Genomic DNA, 19,257 nt, shown 5'->3' on the forward strand with positions numbered 1-19,257 from the left:
CGCGAGCCTAGCGTTGCCCGCATGCGCACCACGAGCCTCCCGTCCGACCCGTCGCTCACCGTCCGTCGCCTGCGCGACCGGCAGTCCCACGACCCCGCGGACCTGTCCGCGGTCCTCGCCGAGGCGATCGTCGCCCACGTCGGCTTCGTCCGCGGAGGCCACCCGATCGTCCTGCCCTTCCTCTGCGGCGTCGGCGACCTCGGTGCCGGTCCGGTCCTGCTGCTGCACGGCTCCACCGGTGGGGGACTGTTCCTCGACGCCGGCGCGGACGGGATCCCGGTGTCCGCGACCGTCACCCACGTCGACGGTCTCGTGTTCGCGCGCTCGACGTTCGACAGCTCGGCGAACTACCGGAGCGCGATGGTGGTCGGTCGAGCGGCCGTCGTCCCCGAGGAGCTCCGCACGGAGGCGCTGTGGCAGATCGCCGACCACCTCATGCCCGGCCGCCGCGACGAGGTGCGGGAGATGACCGCGAAGGAGGTCCGCGCCACCCAGGTCCTGCAGCTCCCGCTCGACCGTGCCAGCGTGAAGATCCGTGCGGCGGGCGTCGGCGAGGGCATCGACGACGGTGAGGACCACGGCGTCTGGGCGGGCGTCCTGCCGCTCGCGGTCCGGGCCGGGGCACCGATCGCGGGGGACGTCTCGGGGGACGCGCCGGTCGATGCCTCGGTGCGTGCGCTCGCGGCTCGCCTCGACGAACTGGCGGGCGGCCGGGAGGCGCGGATCGCCGCCGTCATGCGGCCGACGCCCGCCTGACGGCCGGGTCCAGGGCTGCGGGCGGGCTGCGAGGAGAGCCGCTCCCTGTGACGAACCGCAGGAACCGGGGGGCATCGCCCAGCCGGGAACAGGTTCGTGACCAATACGTTATCTTTCCGAGTCGCCTGATCACCTGCTCGGGTCAGCTCGTCCGACCCGGAAGGAACCATGGGACGCCACGCACTCCCCGCAGTACCCGACGCCGTCGTCGCTCCTGCTCCCACCCCCGTTGTTCCGGCTGCTGTTGCTCCGGCCGCTGTTGCACCCGCTCCTGTTGCGCCTGCCGCTCTTGCACCTGCTCCTGTTGCTCCGGCTCCTGTTGCTCCGGCCGAGCTGCGCCGTCCGCGTGGTCGTCGATCCGCGTTCGGTCCCGCCGTCGCACGGTCCACCTTCGTGGAGCACACCAAACCGGCCCGGACCGTCTCGCTCTCCCAGGCCCGACCCGTGGCCTCGACCGCCGTCGCCGGTACCGCCGTGCTGAGCCGGACGGCCACACTCCGCGCCGAGCGGGCCGTCGATCCCCGGCACGTCCGCCGCGCCGCCAACGCGAAGCGCGCCGCCGTCCTCCTCGCACCGGCCCTGGCCGTCACCTCGAGCCTGACCCTCGCGCTCCCGGCGAACGCCGCCACCCCGTCCACCGAGGCGCACCACGGCGTCACCACCTCCGAGCAGGCGCAGACGTACACCGTCGCCCGGGACGTCCAGGTCCCCGTGGTCTCCACCGACGGCATGACCACCACGACGACGATCGTGTCCTACCCGACCATCGTGACGAAGTTCGGCGTGAGCACGCAGCAGGCCGAGGACGCCATCTCGAAGGTCCTCTCCGCCGGCGGCGACCGGGCGACGATCGTGTCCACCGCGTTGCAGTACATGGGCGACCCGTACGTCGAGGGCGGCGCGAGCCACGAGGGCATCGACTGCTCCGGGCTCACGATGGTGGCGTACGCCGCCGTCGGCATCCCGCTCGTGCACTACGTCCCGACCCAGGACGCCGCCGCGACGACGATCCCGGAGTCCGAGGGTCAGCCCGGCGACCTCGTCGTGTACGACGACGAGGACCACGTCGGCATCTTCCTCGGCGACGGACTCGTGCTGCAGGCGCCGCACCCCGGCGACCCGGTCGACATCGTGCCGATGTACTCGGCGGCGCACCACTTCGCGCGGGTGCTGCCGGCGGGCAGCTGACGGGATCACGTATCCTGGAGTGATGGCCTCCGACACCCGCACCCCGTTCGAACAGCAGCAGTCTGCTCGGCCGCAGGTGCGTCCGCGCACCGAGGGCTGGAAACAGGCGACCGACACCGACGGCCGACCGCTCCTGCAGTTCGCGTCCCCGAAGCGGGGCAAGCCGCCGGTGCACCTCGCCGACCTGACGGCCGAGGAACGCGTCGCCCGCGTCAAGGAACTCGGCCTGCCGGGCTTCCGGGCCAAGCAGCTGTCCACGCACTACTTCACGCACTACACGTCCGACCCGGCGAAGATGACCGACCTGCCGGCCGCCCAGCGCGACGAACTCGTCGCCGGGATGCTGCCGCCGCTCCTCACCGAGACCCGGCGTCTCGCGACGGACAAGGGCGACACGATCAAGTTCCTCTGGAAGCTGCACGACGGCGCCCTGGTCGAGTCGGTGCTCATGCGCTACCCCGGCCGCATCACGTTGTGCGTGTCGTCGCAGGCGGGGTGCGGCATGAACTGTCCGTTCTGTGCCACCGGGCAGGCCGGGCTCACCCGGAACATGTCGACCGCCGAGATCATCGAGCAGATCGTCCGGGCCAACGCCGCGATCGCCGCCGGGGAGCTCGGCGGTGACCCGCGCAAGGGCGGAGCCGACCGCGTCGATGCCGAACGCGTCACGAACATCGTGTTCATGGGCATGGGGGAGCCGCTCGCGAACTACAAGCGGGTGATGGACGCCGTGCGGATCATGGTCGCGCCGCAGCCGGACGGCCTCGGCATGAGCGCTCGGGGCATCACGATCTCGACCGTGGGGCTGGTCCCCGCGATCAACAAGCTCGCCGACGAGGACATCCCCGTCACCTTCGCGCTCTCGCTGCACGCGCCCGACGACGAACTCCGCGACGAGCTCATCCCGGTGAACTCGAAGTGGAAGGCCGACGAAGCGATCGACGCGGCCCACAACTACTTCGTGAAGACCGGCCGTCGTGTTTCGATCGAGTACGCGCTCATCAAGGACATGAACGACCACGCCTGGCGTGCCGACCTGCTGGCGGAGAAGCTCAACAAGCGCGGCAAGGGCTGGGTGCACGTCAACCCGATCCCGCTCAATCCGACGCCCGGCTCGGTGTGGACCTCGTCCGAGGTGCACGTGCAGGACGAGTTCGTCCGCCGACTCAACGCCGCCGGCATCCCGACGACCCTCCGCGACACCCGCGGCAAGGAGATCGACGGGGCGTGCGGCCAGTTGGCCGCGGCCGAGTAGGCGCTGCCCCCGCTCGCTCTGTCGTCGTTGGTCGATCGGTCCGGTCAGGTTCAGGTTCGTGCAGAGGCACGGTGTGAGGTCCGCACCGTGCCTCTCGTCGTTCCCGGGCGCCGGCGGAGGTCCGTGTGGTGCGAGGGAGGTCCGCGTGGTGCGCGGGAGGTCCGTGTGGTGCGAGGTTGCGCACTCGGTGCGGCCTCGACGGGGTCGCACCGAGTGCGGAACCTCGCACCGAGTTGCCGCGACCCGCGTGGTTCCGGGCCTCGGAGGATCGACACGCCCGGGATGTGGGGCAGGTTGGCGCTCCCGTTCACCTCTGCGTAAAGTAATCACTCGTTGCCGCTGAGGCGGAGAACGGAACGGCCGAGACGGTCACCGGGTCACAGACTCGGAGATCATGTCCACCACGGTTCTTCCCCGGGCAACGAAAGCCAAAGCCTCTCTGGCGGAGCACCATCACGGTGCCGAGCGGGGAGTGCGTCTGGTCCTTGAGAACTCAACAGCGTGCACATTGTCAATGCCAATTTATTGATTGACCTCGTGCCTGGTCGGCTTGCTGACCGGGTCATGAAGCAATTCCTTTTGGATTGAAGATTGTCAGTAGACAGTCAACAGTCAGAATCAACTCGCTGACACTTCGGTGTTGGTTGTAATTTTTTACGGAGAGTTTGATCCTGGCTCAGGACGAACGCTGGCGGCGTGCTTAACACATGCAAGTCGAACGATGATGCCCAGCTTGCTGGGTGGATTAGTGGCGAACGGGTGAGTAACACGTGAGTAACCTGCCCCTGACTCTGGGATAAGCGTTGGAAACGACGTCTAATACTGGATATGACTGCCGGCCGCATGGTCTGGTGGTGGAAAGATTTTTTGGTTGGGGATGGACTCGCGGCCTATCAGCTTGTTGGTGAGGTAATGGCTCACCAAGGCGACGACGGGTAGCCGGCCTGAGAGGGTGACCGGCCACACTGGGACTGAGACACGGCCCAGACTCCTACGGGAGGCAGCAGTGGGGAATATTGCACAATGGGCGAAAGCCTGATGCAGCAACGCCGCGTGAGGGATGACGGCCTTCGGGTTGTAAACCTCTTTTAGTAGGGAAGAAGCGAAAGTGACGGTACCTGCAGAAAAAGCACCGGCTAACTACGTGCCAGCAGCCGCGGTAATACGTAGGGTGCAAGCGTTGTCCGGAATTATTGGGCGTAAAGAGCTCGTAGGCGGTTTGTCGCGTCTGCTGTGAAATCCCGAGGCTCAACCTCGGGCTTGCAGTGGGTACGGGCAGACTAGAGTGCGGTAGGGGAGATTGGAATTCCTGGTGTAGCGGTGGAATGCGCAGATATCAGGAGGAACACCGATGGCGAAGGCAGATCTCTGGGCCGTAACTGACGCTGAGGAGCGAAAGCATGGGGAGCGAACAGGATTAGATACCCTGGTAGTCCATGCCGTAAACGTTGGGCGCTAGATGTAGGGACCTATCCACGGTTTCTGTGTCGTAGCTAACGCATTAAGCGCCCCGCCTGGGGAGTACGGCCGCAAGGCTAAAACTCAAAGGAATTGACGGGGGCCCGCACAAGCGGCGGAGCATGCGGATTAATTCGATGCAACGCGAAGAACCTTACCAAGGCTTGACATACACCGGAAACGGCCAGAGATGGTCGCCCCCTTGTGGTCGGTGTACAGGTGGTGCATGGTTGTCGTCAGCTCGTGTCGTGAGATGTTGGGTTAAGTCCCGCAACGAGCGCAACCCTCGTTCTATGTTGCCAGCGCGTTATGGCGGGGACTCATAGGAGACTGCCGGGGTCAACTCGGAGGAAGGTGGGGATGACGTCAAATCATCATGCCCCTTATGTCTTGGGCTTCACGCATGCTACAATGGCCGGTACAAAGGGCTGCGATACCGTAAGGTGGAGCGAATCCCAAAAAGCCGGTCTCAGTTCGGATTGAGGTCTGCAACTCGACCTCATGAAGTCGGAGTCGCTAGTAATCGCAGATCAGCAACGCTGCGGTGAATACGTTCCCGGGCCTTGTACACACCGCCCGTCAAGTCATGAAAGTCGGTAACACCCGAAGCCGGTGGCCTAACCCTTGTGGAAGGAGCCGTCGAAGGTGGGATCGGTGATTAGGACTAAGTCGTAACAAGGTAGCCGTACCGGAAGGTGCGGCTGGATCACCTCCTTTCTAAGGAGCATCTGGTTCTGTGGCTGCCCCTTTGGGGTGGTGATGGGATCCAGGCGCCGAGTAACCCGAACGTGGTTGCCGGTAGCTCATGGGTGGAACATTGACAGTGCAGTTGGGAGTGATGCTTCCGATTTTTAGTACACCGGGCTTTGTCTGGTTGGAACGGGTCGGGGTGGAGCTGCTGGCTGGTGCACGTTGTTGGGTCCTGAGGGACCAGGCTTCCTGCTGGTCATGCCCTGATGGGTGTGGGTGGTGGGGGTTGGGCCGCACAGGTTGTGAGACTTGTGGGTGTCCTTCGGTGGGCTGCATGAAGCTGGAGCGTTTGCTTCGGGGGAGTGTGGTGCCGATCGTATGTTGAGAACTACACAGTGGACGCGAGCATCTTTTAGATCACTCGCAATGATGATCACCTTTCGGGGTGGTCTTGTTGACGAGTCGATCGCAATTTTAATCTTTGTGGTCAAGTTTCTAAGAGCAAACGGTGGATGCCTTGGCATCTGGAGCCGAAGAAGGACGTAGAAATCTGCGATAAGCCTCGGGGAGCTGATAATCGAGCTGTGAGCCGAGGATTTCCGAATGGGGAAACCCCGCTGGGCGCTTTTGCGACCTGGTGACTCCCGCCTGAATATATAGGGCGGGTAGAGGGAACGTGGGGAAGTGAAACATCTCAGTACCCACAGGAAGAGAAAACAACATGTGATTCCGTGAGTAGTGGCGAGCGAAAGCGGATGAGGCTAAACCGATCATGTGTGATAGCCGGCGGGCGTTGCATGGTCGGGGTTGTGGGACACGTCACTCAGTTCTGCCGGACTGGGACGGTTACAGCGCATCATAGTCGAACTGGTTGGAAAGCCGGGCCGTAGTGGGTGATAGCCCCGTAGACGAAATGGTGTTATGGCCGGATGTGTATCCCAAGTAGCACGGGGCCCGAGAAATCCCGTGTGAATCTGTCAGGACCACCTGATAAGCCTAAATACTCCCAGATGACCGATAGCGGACAAGTACCGTGAGGGAAAGGTGAAAAGTACCCCGGGAGGGGAGTGAAATAGTACCTGAAACCGTTTGCTTACAAACCGTCGGAGCCTCCTTAGTAGGGGTGACGGCGTGCCTTTTGAAGAATGAGCCTGCGAGTTAGTGATATGTGGCGAGGTTAACCCGTGAGGGGCAGCCGTAGCGAAAGCGAGTCTGAATAGGGCGATTCAGTCGCATGTCCTAGACCCGAAGCGAAGTGATCTATCCATGGCCAGGTTGAAGCGACGGTAAGACGTCGTGGAGGACCGAACCCACTTCAGTTGAAAATGGAGGGGATGAGCTGTGGATAGGGGTGAAAGGCCAATCAAACTTCGTGATAGCTGGTTCTCTCCGAAATGCATTTAGGTGCAGCGTTGCGTGTTTCTCGCCGGAGGTAGAGCTACTGGATGGCCGATGGGCCTCAACAGGTTACTGACGTCAGCCAAACTCCGAATGCCGGTGAGTGAGAGCGCAGCAGTGAGACGGTGGGGGATAAGCTTCATCGTCGAGAGGGAAACAACCCAGACTACCAACTAAGGTCCCTAAGCGTGTGCTAAGTGGGAAAGGATGTGGAGTTGCATAGACAACCAGGAGGTTGGCTTAGAAGCAGCCACCCTTGAAAGAGTGCGTAATAGCTCACTGGTCAAGTGATTCCGCGCCGACAATGTAACGGGGCTCAAGCACACCACCGAAGTTGTAGATTTCGCACACTCGATAAGCCTTCGTGGTTCAGTCGTGCGGAGTGGTAGGAGAGCGTCGTGTGGCGAGTGAAGCGGCGGAGTGATCCAGCCGTGGACGCTACACGAGTGAGAATGCAGGCATGAGTAGCGAAAGACGGGTGAGAAACCCGTCCTCCGAAAGACCAAGGGTTCCAGGGCCAGGTTAATCCGCCCTGGGTAAGTCGGGACCTAAGGCGAGGCCGACAGGCGTAGTCGATGGACAACGGGTTGATATTCCCGTACCGGCGAACAACCGCCCAAGCTAATCCAGTGGTGCTAAGAGTCCTAACCCGGTTCCAGCGGATCCCTTCGGGGTGATGCGGTCCGGTCTAACGCTCGAACCCATGCTGGTGCGGTTAGCGTATGAACAGGTGTGACGCAGGAAGGTAGCTGAGCCAGGCGATGGTATCCGTAAGGTGAACCTGGTGTAAGGATGTAGGGCTGACGATAGGCAAATCCGTCGTCTGTATGCCTGAGATCCGACGCGTACCCGTAAGGGGAAATCAGTGATCCTATGCTGCCGAGAAAAGCATCGACGCGAGGTTGCAGCCGCCCGTACCCGAAACCGACTCAGGTGGTCAGGTAGAGAATACCAAGGAGATCGAGATAATCGTGGTTAAGGAACTCGGCAAAATGCCCCCGTAACTTCGGGAGAAGGGGGCCGGACACGTGACCGGATTTACTCCGTGAGCGTTGAAGGCCGCAGAGACCAGTGGGAAGCGACTGTTTACTAAAAACACAGGTCCGTGCGAAGTCGCAAGACGATGTATACGGACTGACGCCTGCCCGGTGCTGGAAGGTTAAGAGGAGGGGTTAGCCTTTGGGCGAAGCTCTGAATTTAAGCCCCAGTAAACGGCGGTGGTAACTATAACCATCCTAAGGTAGCGAAATTCCTTGTCGGGTAAGTTCCGACCTGCACGAATGGCGTAACGACTTCCCAGCTGTCTCAACCGCGAACTCGGCGAAATTGCACTACGAGTAAAGATGCTCGTTACGCGCAGCAGGACGGAAAGACCCCGTGACCTTTACTACAGTTTGGTATTGGTGTTCGGAGTGGCTTGTGTAGGATAGGTGGGAGACTGTGAAGCGGGCACGCTAGTGTTCGTGGAGTCATTGTTGAAATACCACTCTGGTCACTTTGGATGTCTAACGTAGGACCCTGATCGGGTTCATGGACAGTGCCTGATGGGTAGTTTAACTGGGGCGGTTGCCTCCCAAAGAGTAACGGAGGCGCCCAAAGGTTCCCTCAACCTGGTTGGCAATCAGGTGGCGAGTGTAAGTGCACAAGGGAGCTTGACTGTGAGACTGACAGGTCGAGCAGGGACGAAAGTCGGGACTAGTGATCCGGCAGTGGCTTGTGGAAGCGCTGTCGCTCAACGGATAAAAGGTACCTCGGGGATAACAGGCTGATCTTGCCCAAGAGTCCATATCGACGGCATGGTTTGGCACCTCGATGTCGGCTCGTCGCATCCTGGGGCTGGAGTAGGTCCCAAGGGTTGGGCTGTTCGCCCATTAAAGCGGTACGCGAGCTGGGTTTAGAACGTCGTGAGACAGTTCGGTCCCTATCCGCTGCGCGCGTTGGAAATTTGAGAAGATCTATCCCTAGTACGAGAGGACCGGGATGGACGAACCTCTGGTGTGTCAGTTGTTCTGCCAAGGGCACCGCTGATTAGCTACGTTCGGACCGGATAACCGCTGAAAGCATCTAAGCGGGAAGCCGTCTTCGAGATGAGATTTCCATGCACCTTGAGTGTGAGAGGCTCCCAGCAGACTACTGGGTTGATAGGCCGGATGTGGAAGCGGGGACTAACGACCCGTGGAGCTGACCGGTACTAATAAGCCGAAGACTTGACACCAACTATTTCCCAACCTTCGGGTTGGGGCTCGCGTCCACTTTGTGGTTCCCGACAGACGATCGGGAACATGAAACTGAATACCGCGCTGCACCCGTATGGGTGTCAGCCGGGACAGCTTTTCTGATCCTCGTACTGGGTCGAAGGTGTTCCGGTGGTCATAGCGAGAGGGAAACGCCCGGTCACATTCCGAACCCGGAAGCTAAGCCTCTCAGCGCCGATGGTACTGCAAGGGGGACCTTGTGGGAGAGTAGGACGCCGCCGGACTCAACGTTGCAACACCAGGAAACCCCTGACCATTCGTGGTCAGGGGTTTTCTGCGTTCCGGGCACGGCTGACTTCCCACAGCACGGCGAGCCCGAATGACGTGCAGTGAGGCCATAGGATCAGCCGACGGAGGAATGATGACCGAGGCCTGGCCGGCGATGCCCGAGGGCTCCCGCTTGGCATTGCGGGAGATCCTCATCCACGGCGTGCTCTCACGGGCGGAGATCGCTCGGTCGCTCGGCCTGTCGCGTGCGAGTCTCACGCGGGCGATGCGGACCCTCGTGGCGCACCGGATGGTGGTCGAGGTGGGAACGGATGTCCGTGGTGCCACAGGTCGCCCCTCGGAGCTCCTGCAGACGAGCACGGGGGTGTGGGAGTTCCTCGGGGTCAAGCTCACGAAGGACCGGGTCTACGCCGCGGTGACGGACCTCGGCGGACGTGTGCTCGCCGTGCACGAGGAAGCGATCGTGTCACCGGCGCCGGCCGACCTCGCCGACCAGGTGGCCTCGGTGGCCGATCGGCTCCGTGCGGTCCACCCCGCGGTCTGCGCGATGGGGGTCTCGCTGCCGGGTGACGTCGTGCTCCGCGACGGTGTCTCCATCGTCGTGGCGTCGCAGTTCCTCGGCTGGCGGGACGTCCCGTTCGCCGCGATGCTCGAGGAACGTGCGGCGATGACGGTGTTCACCGCGAACGACGTGCACGCGCTCACGGCGAAGGAGCACTGGCTCGGCGCGGGTGCCGGTCGCCGGTCGATGGTGCTCGTGACGGTCGGTGAGGGCGTCGGGCTGGGGCTCATCGCGAACGGGCAGGTCTCCACGGGGGACCACGGTCGCCTGGGGCGCATCGGACACCTGGCGGTGCTCGGGGGCGGTCCCGACTGCGGCATCGGGCACGCGGGTTGCGCCTCGAGCTACCTGCCGAGTCCGGTGATCGTCCGGAACGCCGGCCAGGAGGGCTCGACGTACGACGAGGTCGTGGAGCTCGCCCGGTCCGGGGATGCCCGGGCCCTCGCGGCGTTCGAGGACGCGGGGCGTGCGCTCGGTGTCGTCCTGGCGAGTGCGGTGCTCATCGCCGACCCGTCCGCGATCGTCCTCACGGGCGACGGGCTGCCCGTGTACGACCTCGCGCGGCCTGCCGTGGACGACGCGCTCCGCGGTGCATTGGCGCCGTACACCGAGCCCGTGACGATCGAGGTGCAGCCGTTCGAGTTCTCCGAGTGGGCCCGCGCGGGAGCGGTGCTCGCGATCCGGCGGCTCCTCGGCGAATGACGGCAGTCGACGGGCTTAGTTACACACGTTGACAAAGGCCCGGAGACCCGGGAGGCTGGTGCGGTCCACTCATCGAAGGAGATGTCGTGCCCGCTGCCCCCACCGTCCCCTGGCCCACCGACGGTCTGTCGTTCGGCGGTGACTACAGCCCCGAACAGTGGTCCCGCGAGACCTGGCACGAGGACGTCCGGCTGATGCGCGAGGCGGGGGTGAACCTCGTCACGGTCGGGGTCTTCGCGTGGGCGTTGCTCGAGCGGTCGCCGGGGGAGTACACCTTCGACTGGCTCGACGAGGTGCTCGACCTGCTGCACGAGAACGGGATCGCGGTCGACCTCGCGACGCCGACCGCCGCACCGCCGAACTGGCTGCTCACCGCGCACCCCGAGGTGCTGCCGGTGGACGCCACGGAACGCCGGGAGCGCCCGGGCGGACGCCTCGGGTGGTGCGCCGCCTCGGCGGTGTTCCGGGAGCACGCGCTCCGCATCACGGGTGCCCTCGCCGCGCGCTACGGCAGCCACCCCGCCGTCCGGCTCTGGCACGTGAGCAACGAGCTCGGCGGCGGGAACGGCCGCTGCTACTGCGAGGAGTCGGCAGCGGACTTCCGCGTCTGGCTCGCCGACCGGTACGGCGACGTCGACACCGCCAACGCCGCCTGGGGCACGGCCTTCTGGGGGCACACGTACACGACGTTCGACGAGGTCTCGCCCCCGCGCGGGGTCGGCGGCGCTCCGAACCCCGGGCTCGCGCTGGACTTCGAGCGGTACTCGTCGGACGCGTTGCTCCGGCACTTCGACGCTGAACGCGCCGTCATCGAGCAGCACTCCAGCGCTCCCGTGACGACGAACTTCATGGTCGGTGCCGGGTCGCAGGTCGTCGACTACGCCGAGTGGGCACGCCACGTCGCGATCCCGGCGAACGACCACTACACGCTCGTCGACGACCCACGCAGGGAGCAGGACCTCGCCGTGGCCGGCGACCGGATGCGCGGGATGACCCGCGGCCGCGGCCCGTGGCTGCTCATGGAGCACTCGACCGGCGGCCCCAGCTGGCAGCAGCGGAACCGGGCGAAGGACCCGGGGGAGCTCGTCCGGAACTCGCTCGCCCACGTGGCCCGTGGGTCCGACGGCGCACTGTTCTTCCAGTGGCGCGCCTCGACCGCGGGCGCCGAGCAGTTCCACTCCGCGATGCTCCCGCACGCCGGCACCGAGACCCGGGTGTGGCGGGAGGTGCGCGCGCTCGGCCGGGCCCTGCGCGCGCTCGAGTCCGTGCAGGGCAGCCGCGTCGAACCCGCCCGCGTGGCGATCGTCGTCGACGAGGCGTCCGGCTGGGCACTGCAGTCCGGCCTCAAGCCGCACCGCGCCCTCCGCTACTCGACCGAGATCCGCGCCTGGCACCGTGCGTTCCACGACCGGCAGGTGCTGACCGACGTCGTGCCGCTCGACGCCGACCTGGACGGCTACGACGTGATCGTGCTGCCGACGCTGCTCATCGTCGACGACGCGTCGGCGGCCCGGCTCTCGGCCGTGGTGGACCGCGGCGCCACGCTGGTCGTCACCTACCTCTCCGGCGTCGCCGACGAGACCGCCCGCATCCGGACGGGGGGCTACCCGGGCGCCTTCCGCGACGTGCTCGGGGCCTGGAGCGAGGAGTTCACGCCGCTGCAGCAGGACGAGACACGGACGCTCGACGACGGCGGCGTCGTCACCGACTGGGCCGAAGCCGTGGTCGTCGAGGACGCCGAGGTCGTGGTCCGGTACACGGACGGGCCCCTGGCAGGCCGCGCCGCCGTGACGCGCCGCGCCGCGGCCGGCCGCAGCGCTGCCAGCGAAGCGGAAGCCGCCGCCGGCGGCGTCGGCGACGCCTGGTACGTCTCCGCGAGACTGCCCGACCAGAGCACCCAGCGGGTGGTGGACCAGATCATCGCGGAGCGCGCGATCCCGAGGACGGTCACCGCGCCTCCAGGCCTGGAGGCAGTGCGTCGCGTCCGCGACGACGGCTCGGCCTTCCTGTTCCTGCTGAACCACGGCGACGACGACGTCGTCCTGTCGGCCGCCGGGACCGACCTGCTCGACGGGTCCGTGCACGGACCCGAGACGGTCGTACCCGCGGGCCGCGTCCGCGTCCTCCGCGAGGAGCGGACCTCGTGACCGTGCTCGACCGCGAACCGGTGCCCGCCGAGTCCACGCAGCCGGTGCGACACCTGCACGTCCTGCGGGGCGGCGGGGTGTCCCTCGTGCTCGCGACGGCGCTCGACGGACTACCCGAGGTGCTGCACTGGGGGCGTGACGTCGGGCCGGTGGCGGACTCCGACGCCGAGGGCCTGCTGCTCGCAGTCGGTCGGCCGGTCACCCCGAGCGGGTTCGACGTGCCGTGGCCGCTCACCGTGCTGCCGACCGAACGCGACGGGTGGGAGGGGCGTCCCGCCGTCGCCGGGCACGTCGACGGCGAACCGCTCGTGCCCCGGTGGCACGACGTCGTCGTCGTCGCCGAGGACCGCACGGTGCTCGTCACCGCGACCTCGGACGTGCTGACGCTCACGAGCACGTTCACGCTCGACGACGCCGGTGTGCTCCGCGTCCGGCACGCCGTGACGAACGCCGGGCACCCGCCCGTGCACGTGCAGGCGCTCGAGGCGACCCTGCCGATCGGCGAACGGGTGGCCGAGGTGTTCGACCTCGCCGGTCGGTGGACCCGGGAGCGGACCCCGCAGCGGCGTGCCCTGACGCACGGGAGCCACGCGCGGGAGAGCCGCCGGGGCCGCACCGGGCACGACTCCCCGACGCTGCTCGTGCTCGGGACGCGCGGGTTCTCCGACGACACCGGAGAGCTGTGGGCGGTGCACCTGGCGTGGAGCGCCGACGCCGTGTACCGGTACGACGCCCTCGCCGAGGCCCGTCCGGTGCTCGGCGCGGGGGAACTCCTGCGGGCAGGCGAGGTCGTGCTCGCCGCCGGGGAGACCTTCACCAGCCCGGACGCCGTGTTCGTCTGGAGCGACGCCGGCCTCGACGGGCTGTCCGACCGGCTGCACGACTCCCTCCGCGCGCGGCCCGGGCACCCGGTCCACCCGCGCCCGGTGGTGCTCAACACGTGGGAGGCCGTCTACTTCCGGCAGGAGCTCAAACCACTCGTGGCCCTCGCCGAGACCGCCGCCGACGTCGGCGTGGAGCGGTTCGTGCTCGACGACGGGTGGTTCCTCGGGCGGCGGTCCGACAGCACGGCGCTCGGTGACTGGCGCGTCGACCCCACGGTCTGGCCGGACGGCCTCGCGCCGCTCGTCGGTCACGTACGGCGGCTCGGCATGGAGTTCGGGCTCTGGTTCGAACCCGAGATGGTCAGTCCGGTGTCCGAACTGGCGGCGGCGCACCCCGAGTGGATGCTCCAGCGACCCGACGACGACGTCCGGACGTGGCGGAACCAGTACGTCCTCGACATGGCGAACCCGCTCGCCCGTGCGCACGTGCTCGAGGCGATGTCGACGATCATCGGCGAGCACCACGTCGACTTCGTGAAGTGGGACCAGAACCGAGACGTCGTGCACGCCGTGCACGCGGGACGCGCCGGCATCGACGCGCACACCCGCGGGGTCTACGCGCTCATGGACGAGCTGCGGCTGCGGCACCCGTGGCTGGAGATCGAGGCGTGCGCGAGCGGTGGCGCCCGGGTCGACCTCGGTGTGCTCGAACGGACCGACCGCGTGTGGGCATCGGACTCGAACGACGCCATGGAACGCCTGCCGATCCAGCGGTGGACCGAGCTGTTGCTGCCGCTCGAGCTGATCGGCTCGCACGTCGGGCCGGAGGTCTCGCACACCACCCGGCGGCACCTCGACCTCGACTTCCGGATGGCCGTGTCGCTGTTCGGCTCCGCGGGCATCGAGACGGACATCACGCGGCTGCCGACCGACGAGCTCGACCGGCTCCGGGCGTGGACGGCGTTGTACCGGCGGGAGCGGGGGCTGCTGCACAGCGGACGGCTCCGGCACCTCGACCTCGGGGACCCCGGGCTCGAGGCGACCGCGGTCGTCGCCCGGGACCGCTCGCGGGCGCTCGTCCGGGTCGCACGGACCGTCACCGGGCCGCGGTCCCTCGCGGTGCCGCTGCGGGTGCGCGGACTCGACCGGGAGCGTCGCTACCGGCTTGCTCCGGTGACGGGACTGACGGTGCCGCACGGGCTCGACCCGGTGCCGCCGCCGTGGATCGGTCGTGGGTACGTCGAGCTGAGCGGGGCGGTGTTCGAGGACGTCGGCGCCCGGCTGCCGATGCTCGCGCCGGGGACCGCGATCGTGCTCGGGCTCGACGCCGTCGACTGACCACGCGGCGACCGTCGGCACGCTCGACAGAAGGCGCCGGGCCGCGCGGGCGGTCGAGCGGGCGGGCGGGCGGGCGGGCGCGCGGACGGTCGAGCGGGCGGAATGCCCGGGTGCGCTGAGCGCGGACCCGGGCATTCCGCCCGTTCGGCTACGGGCGGAGGGACCCCGCGTGCCGGAGGACGAGCGGGGAGAGCAGCGCCTCCGTGTCGATGCCGGGCGCGCCCCTCACGGTGAACGTCACCGACTCGCCGGCGAGCAGGGACACGAGCCCGTCGTCCACCCGTGCCGCTCGGTCGACCCGGTCCGGGAACAGCGAGACGTCCCGCGCGTACGACGTCGCCGTGACGTGCACCCGCGCGCCGTCCGGGGTCGCCTGCACGGTCGCGGTCAGCGGTTCCGGCGCGAGCACCTGGTCGACGACCTCGGCGAAGTCGAACACCGTGCGGGTGCCGGCACCGGTGACGACGAGCACCTCGGCGGCCGCGTCCTCCGGGACCGCGAGCGACGGCGGCAGGACGACACGGTCGGCGTCGGCCGGGTCGGCGGCGAGCGGGAACGAGGCGGACTCGAGGACGGTGCCGTCGAACGCGACCCGGGAGACCCTCACCTCGTCCGAGACCGGCGCACCGGACGCGTTGACGAGGACGACCTCGAGGGAGTCTCCGGACGGCTGCACCGTGAGGAGCACCGGCTGGTACGCCTGTCGCACCGCGTACCAGACCGGCTTCCGGATGCCGGCGTGGTCGACGAGCGCCCACGACACCACGGGCCAGTCGTCGTTGAGCTGCCAGACGATCATGCCCGTGTTGTCGGGCGTCCGCGAGCGGAACCACTCCATGCCGAACCGGATCGCGTGCGCCTGGTTGAGCTGCGCCGCCCAGTGCCAGTCCTCGATGCGCCAGTCCTCGGTGGGCGCCGGCACCGGCAGGTGCCCGCGCATGCCGTCGGCGAGCTTCCGGTTGCCCTGGTCGGCCTTCTGGTGCACGAGCATCTCGTGGCCGTCCGGGTCGAGCGGCTCGTCGTGCACGACGTCGGTCAGGGTGGACCACGCGGGCGGCCCCTGGAAGCCGAACTCGGCGACGAAGCGGGGGTTCCAGTCGCGGTAGGCCGTGTAGTCCAGCCGGTTCCAGACGTCCCAGATGTGCACGCTGCCGTTCCGCTCGTCGTTCGGCGTCAGGTACTCGTCGAACGAGAACGGGCTGCCCGGCGTGTACGGGCGCGTGGGGTCGAGCTCGGCCACGATCGCCGGGAACAGCGAGCGGTAGTACCCGTCGCCCCAGGTCCGGCCGACGAGCGAGGGCCGCCAACCCCACTCGGCGTAGGCCACGAGGTTCTCGTTGTTGCCGTTCCACACCACGAGCGAGGGGTGCGGACTGAGGCGGGTGACGGCCTCGCGGACCTCGGGCTCGACCTCGTCGGCGAGCCAGGGCTCCTCGGCGTAGGCGGCGCACGCGAACAGGAAGTCCTGCCAGACGAGCACGCCGAGTTCGTCGCACCGGTCGTACAGGTCGTCGGACTCGTAGATCCCGCCGCCCCAGATCCGCAGGAGGTTCACGTTCGCCTCGACCGCGTCGTCGATCCGCTGGTGGTACCGCTCCGGGGTCATCTCGGTGAGGAACGCGTGGTCCGGGATCCAGTTCGCGCCGCGGACGATCACCGGGCGGTCGTTGACACGGAGCAGGAACGGGGCCCCGCCGGCGTCGGCCGCGGTGTCGAGGGTGACGGTGCGGAAGCCGACCCGGCCGGTCCAGACGTCGTCGCCGACCTCGACGCGGACGTCGTAGAGCGGCTGGTCGCCCTCGCCGCGCGGCCACCAGACGGCGACGTCCGGCACCTCGAGACGGACGGTCACCGACCCGGCGACCACCGGCCGCGAGACGACCACCGGACGCGAGACGACGACCGGGCCTGGAGGCGCGGTGTCGGGACCCGGCGACGCTGCGGACGCAGGGTGCGGGGCCACGGTGATCCGCGCCTCCAGTCCGGCCGTTCCGGCACCGTCCGCAGACGCGACCGGTGCGTTGCCGATGGCCTGCGAGAACCGACCCGAGGACCCGGCCGACTCGACGTCCACGTGGGCGGTCAGGATGCCGGTGGGGCCGTCGAGGTCGACGAGGGGGCGGACCGCGGCGATGCGCACGCCGCTCCACGACTCGATGCCGATCGACTTCCAGATGCCGCTCGTGGCGACGTCGACGCCCCAGTCCCACCCGAAGTTCGACGCGTTCTTGCGGAGGGCGTTGTACGGGTGGTGGTTGACATGGGGGAGCTCCCCGCCGTGCTGCTCGGACAGTCGTTCCGCGGCGGGCACGGGCGCGTCGAAGGTGATGACGAGCTCGTTCGTGCCGGGCTGGAGGAGGTGCCCGACCGGGAACCGGTACGAGCGGTGCTGGTTCCGGGTGGTGCCGACGACGATGCCGTTGAGCTCGACGGTGGCGAGCGTGTCGAGGCCCTCGGCGACGAGGTCGTGGCGGGTCTGGTCCGGCGCTGCCCACTCGAACGTCCGCCGGTACCGCCACACCGTGTCGCCGATCCACTGCGTCGCGGCCTCGTTGTCGCCGTCGAACGGGTGGGGGATCCGTCCCGCCCGCAGCAGGTCGGTGTGCACGCAGCCGGGGACCACCGCCTCGATCGCCGTGGTGAAGGCGTCTGCAGCCGCCGGGCCGCGCACCGCCTCGACCGTCCACGTGCCGTCCAGTGTCGTCCGCTCCATCGCGTCTCCTGATCGTTGCGGGACCACCTCGTTGCGACCCCTTGACCGACTTAGTTTAGGCGTGTAACAATCACGCTCACAACGTGGACCCTGCGACGACGCAGACCGAGAGGACAACGATGTTCAACCCAACCCGTTCACGGCTCGCCATCGGCGCGGCCGTTCTCCTCGCCGGAGGCCTCGCGCTCACCGGCTGCAGCTCGAGCGGCAGCGCCAGCACCAGCAACGACGCCGCCGCCTCGACCCTGATCGCGTACACCGGCCAGTCCGGCGACTACCAGATCAACTTCAACCCGTGGTCGCCGTCGAACATCGGCGGCGTCGGCACGATCTACGAGTCGCTGTTCTTCATCACGAACGTCAACAACAACGACCCGAAGCCGCTCCTCGGCAAGTCGTACGAGTGGAACGGCGACGGCACGCAGCTGACGATCACCCTCCGCGACGGGGCGAAGTGGAGCGACGGGAAGCCCTTCACCTCGAAGGACGTCGTGTTCACGCTCGACATGCTCAAGAAGCAGAAGGCCCTCAACTCGATCGGCTACGACGGCACCGCGAAGGCCGACGGCGACGACAAGGTCGTCGTGACCTTCGCCAAGCCGTCGTTCGTGCTCGGCCCGAACCTGCTCGGCAAGACCTGGATCGTGCCCGAGCACCTGTGGAAGGACATCGACCCCACCACCGACGTGATGCGGAAGCCGGTCGGCACCGGGCCGTACACGCTCGGCACCTTCAAGGCGCAGGCGTTCACGCTCGAGGCCAACAAGCAGTACTGGGACGGCGCCCCCGCGGTGAAGACGATCCGCTACCTGTCGCTGTCCGGCAACACGGCCGGCGCCGACGCCCTGTCGCAGGGGTCCATCGACTGGCAGACCGGCCCGGTCCCCGGGATGTCCGACATCGCCGCGAAGTACCCCGGGTACGACGGCATCACCATCCCGCAGAACCAGATGGCGCTCCTCACCTGCGCGAACACCGCGCTCGGGTGCACCGGTCCGCAGACCGACCCGGCCGTCCGGCACGCCATCGCCGACGCGATCAACCGCAAGCAGCTGAACTCGCTCGCGTTCGAGAACACCGCGAGCGAGATCTCGCCGACCTTCGCGCTCACCACGACGCAGTCCGACACCATCTCGAAGGACGTGTCGCCGGCGGTCATGCCGAGCGGCGCCGACAAGGCCGCGGCCGCGGACTCCCTCGAGGGCGCCGGGTGGAAGAAGGGCGCCGACGGCATCTACGCCAAGGACGGCAAGAAGCTCTCGCTGACGGTCGAGGTCGTCACCGGGTGGACCGACTACATTCACCGCGATCGACACGATGACGCAGCAGCTCAAGGCCGCGGGCATCGAGCTCAAGGCGCAGCAGTCGTCGTGGAACGAGTGGACCGACAAGAAGACGAAGGGCGACTTCGAGCTCGCGATCGACTCGCTCGGTCAGGGTCCGGCGTCGAACCCGTACTACCTCTACAACAACTACTTCACGACGGCGAACACCGCGAAGGTCGGTGAGGCGGCCCCGATGAACATCTCGCGGTACAGCAACCCCGACGTCGACGCCGCCCTCGCGAAGCTCGCCACGATCAACCCGGAGGACACCGCGGCGACGCAGCCCGAGTTCGACGTGATCCAGCAGCACATCGTCGAGGACCTGCCCTACATCCCCGTGATGACCGGCGGCACGACGAGCGAGTTCCACTCGTCGAAGTTCACCGGCTGGCCCACCAAGAAGGACCTCTACGCCTTC

Annotated in this window: 8 protein-coding genes and 3 rRNA genes; 10 read left to right on the forward strand and 1 reads right to left on the reverse strand. The window is 67.0% G+C overall.

Going from position 1 to position 19,257, the window contains the following annotated elements; all coding sequences use genetic code 11:
- Positions 1 to 21 precede the first annotated feature (21 nt).
- From DEJ28_RS06485 to DEJ28_RS06525, 9 genes are all read left to right on the forward strand, one after another.
- On the forward strand, positions 22 to 756 hold the full coding sequence (locus tag DEJ28_RS06485) for a pyridoxamine 5'-phosphate oxidase family protein (RefSeq protein WP_111117514.1): 735 nt from the start codon (positions 22 to 24) through the stop codon (positions 754 to 756).
- 393 nt (positions 757 to 1,149) lie between these two features.
- The gene (locus tag DEJ28_RS06490; RefSeq protein WP_111117513.1) at positions 1,150 to 1,944 is read left to right on the forward strand and encodes a C40 family peptidase; all 795 of its coding nucleotides are present in this window, start codon (positions 1,150 to 1,152) and stop codon (positions 1,942 to 1,944) included.
- A gap of 22 nt (positions 1,945 to 1,966) precedes the next feature.
- The gene (rlmN, locus tag DEJ28_RS06495; RefSeq protein ID WP_111117512.1) at positions 1,967 to 3,199 is read left to right on the forward strand and encodes a dual-specificity RNA methyltransferase RlmN; all 1,233 of its coding nucleotides are present in this window, start codon (positions 1,967 to 1,969) and stop codon (positions 3,197 to 3,199) included.
- A 653-nt stretch (positions 3,200 to 3,852) separates the two neighbouring features.
- A 16S ribosomal RNA gene (locus DEJ28_RS06500) occupies positions 3,853 to 5,374 on the forward strand.
- A gap of 458 nt (positions 5,375 to 5,832) precedes the next feature.
- Positions 5,833 to 8,960 (forward strand): 23S ribosomal RNA (locus tag DEJ28_RS06505).
- 147 nt (positions 8,961 to 9,107) lie between these two features.
- A 5S ribosomal RNA gene (gene rrf, locus DEJ28_RS06510) occupies positions 9,108 to 9,224 on the forward strand.
- Together the 16S, 23S and 5S rRNA genes form the textbook arrangement of a ribosomal RNA operon.
- Positions 9,225 to 9,361: 137 nt before the next feature.
- Positions 9,362 to 10,492: an ROK family transcriptional regulator gene (locus tag DEJ28_RS06515; RefSeq protein WP_181433891.1), complete on the forward strand. Its 1,131-nt coding sequence runs from the start codon at positions 9,362 to 9,364 to the stop codon at positions 10,490 to 10,492.
- Positions 10,493 to 10,578: 86 nt separating this feature from the next.
- Positions 10,579 to 12,639 (forward strand): beta-galactosidase, encoded by a 2,061-nt coding sequence (locus DEJ28_RS06520; RefSeq protein WP_111117545.1) that lies wholly within the window; start codon positions 10,579 to 10,581, stop codon positions 12,637 to 12,639.
- Entirely contained in the window at positions 12,636 to 14,801 is a 2,166-nt protein-coding gene (locus DEJ28_RS06525; RefSeq protein ID WP_258368301.1) for an alpha-galactosidase, read from the forward strand. Before DEJ28_RS06520 ends, DEJ28_RS06525 begins: the two co-directional genes overlap by 4 nt.
- A 148-nt stretch (positions 14,802 to 14,949) precedes the next feature.
- Here the strand turns inward: DEJ28_RS06525 and DEJ28_RS06530 are convergent, their stop codons facing one another.
- Positions 14,950 to 17,514 carry a glycoside hydrolase family 2 protein gene (locus tag DEJ28_RS06530; protein ID WP_111117116.1) on the reverse strand — a complete coding sequence of 855 codons (2,565 nt, stop codon included), beginning with the start codon at positions 17,512 to 17,514 and terminating at the stop codon, positions 14,950 to 14,952.
- A gap of 119 nt (positions 17,515 to 17,633) precedes the next feature.
- Here DEJ28_RS06530 and DEJ28_RS06535 point away from each other — a divergent pair, with 119 nt between their 5' ends.
- Positions 17,634 to 19,022, forward strand: coding sequence for an ABC transporter substrate-binding protein (locus DEJ28_RS06535; protein ID WP_220034671.1), 1,389 nt, complete (start codon positions 17,634 to 17,636; stop codon positions 19,020 to 19,022).
- The last annotated feature ends 235 nt before the right edge of the window (positions 19,023 to 19,257 follow it).

This window comes from Curtobacterium sp. MCPF17_002, assembly GCF_003234115.2.
Classification (GTDB): Bacteria; Actinomycetota; Actinomycetes; order Actinomycetales; family Microbacteriaceae; genus Curtobacterium.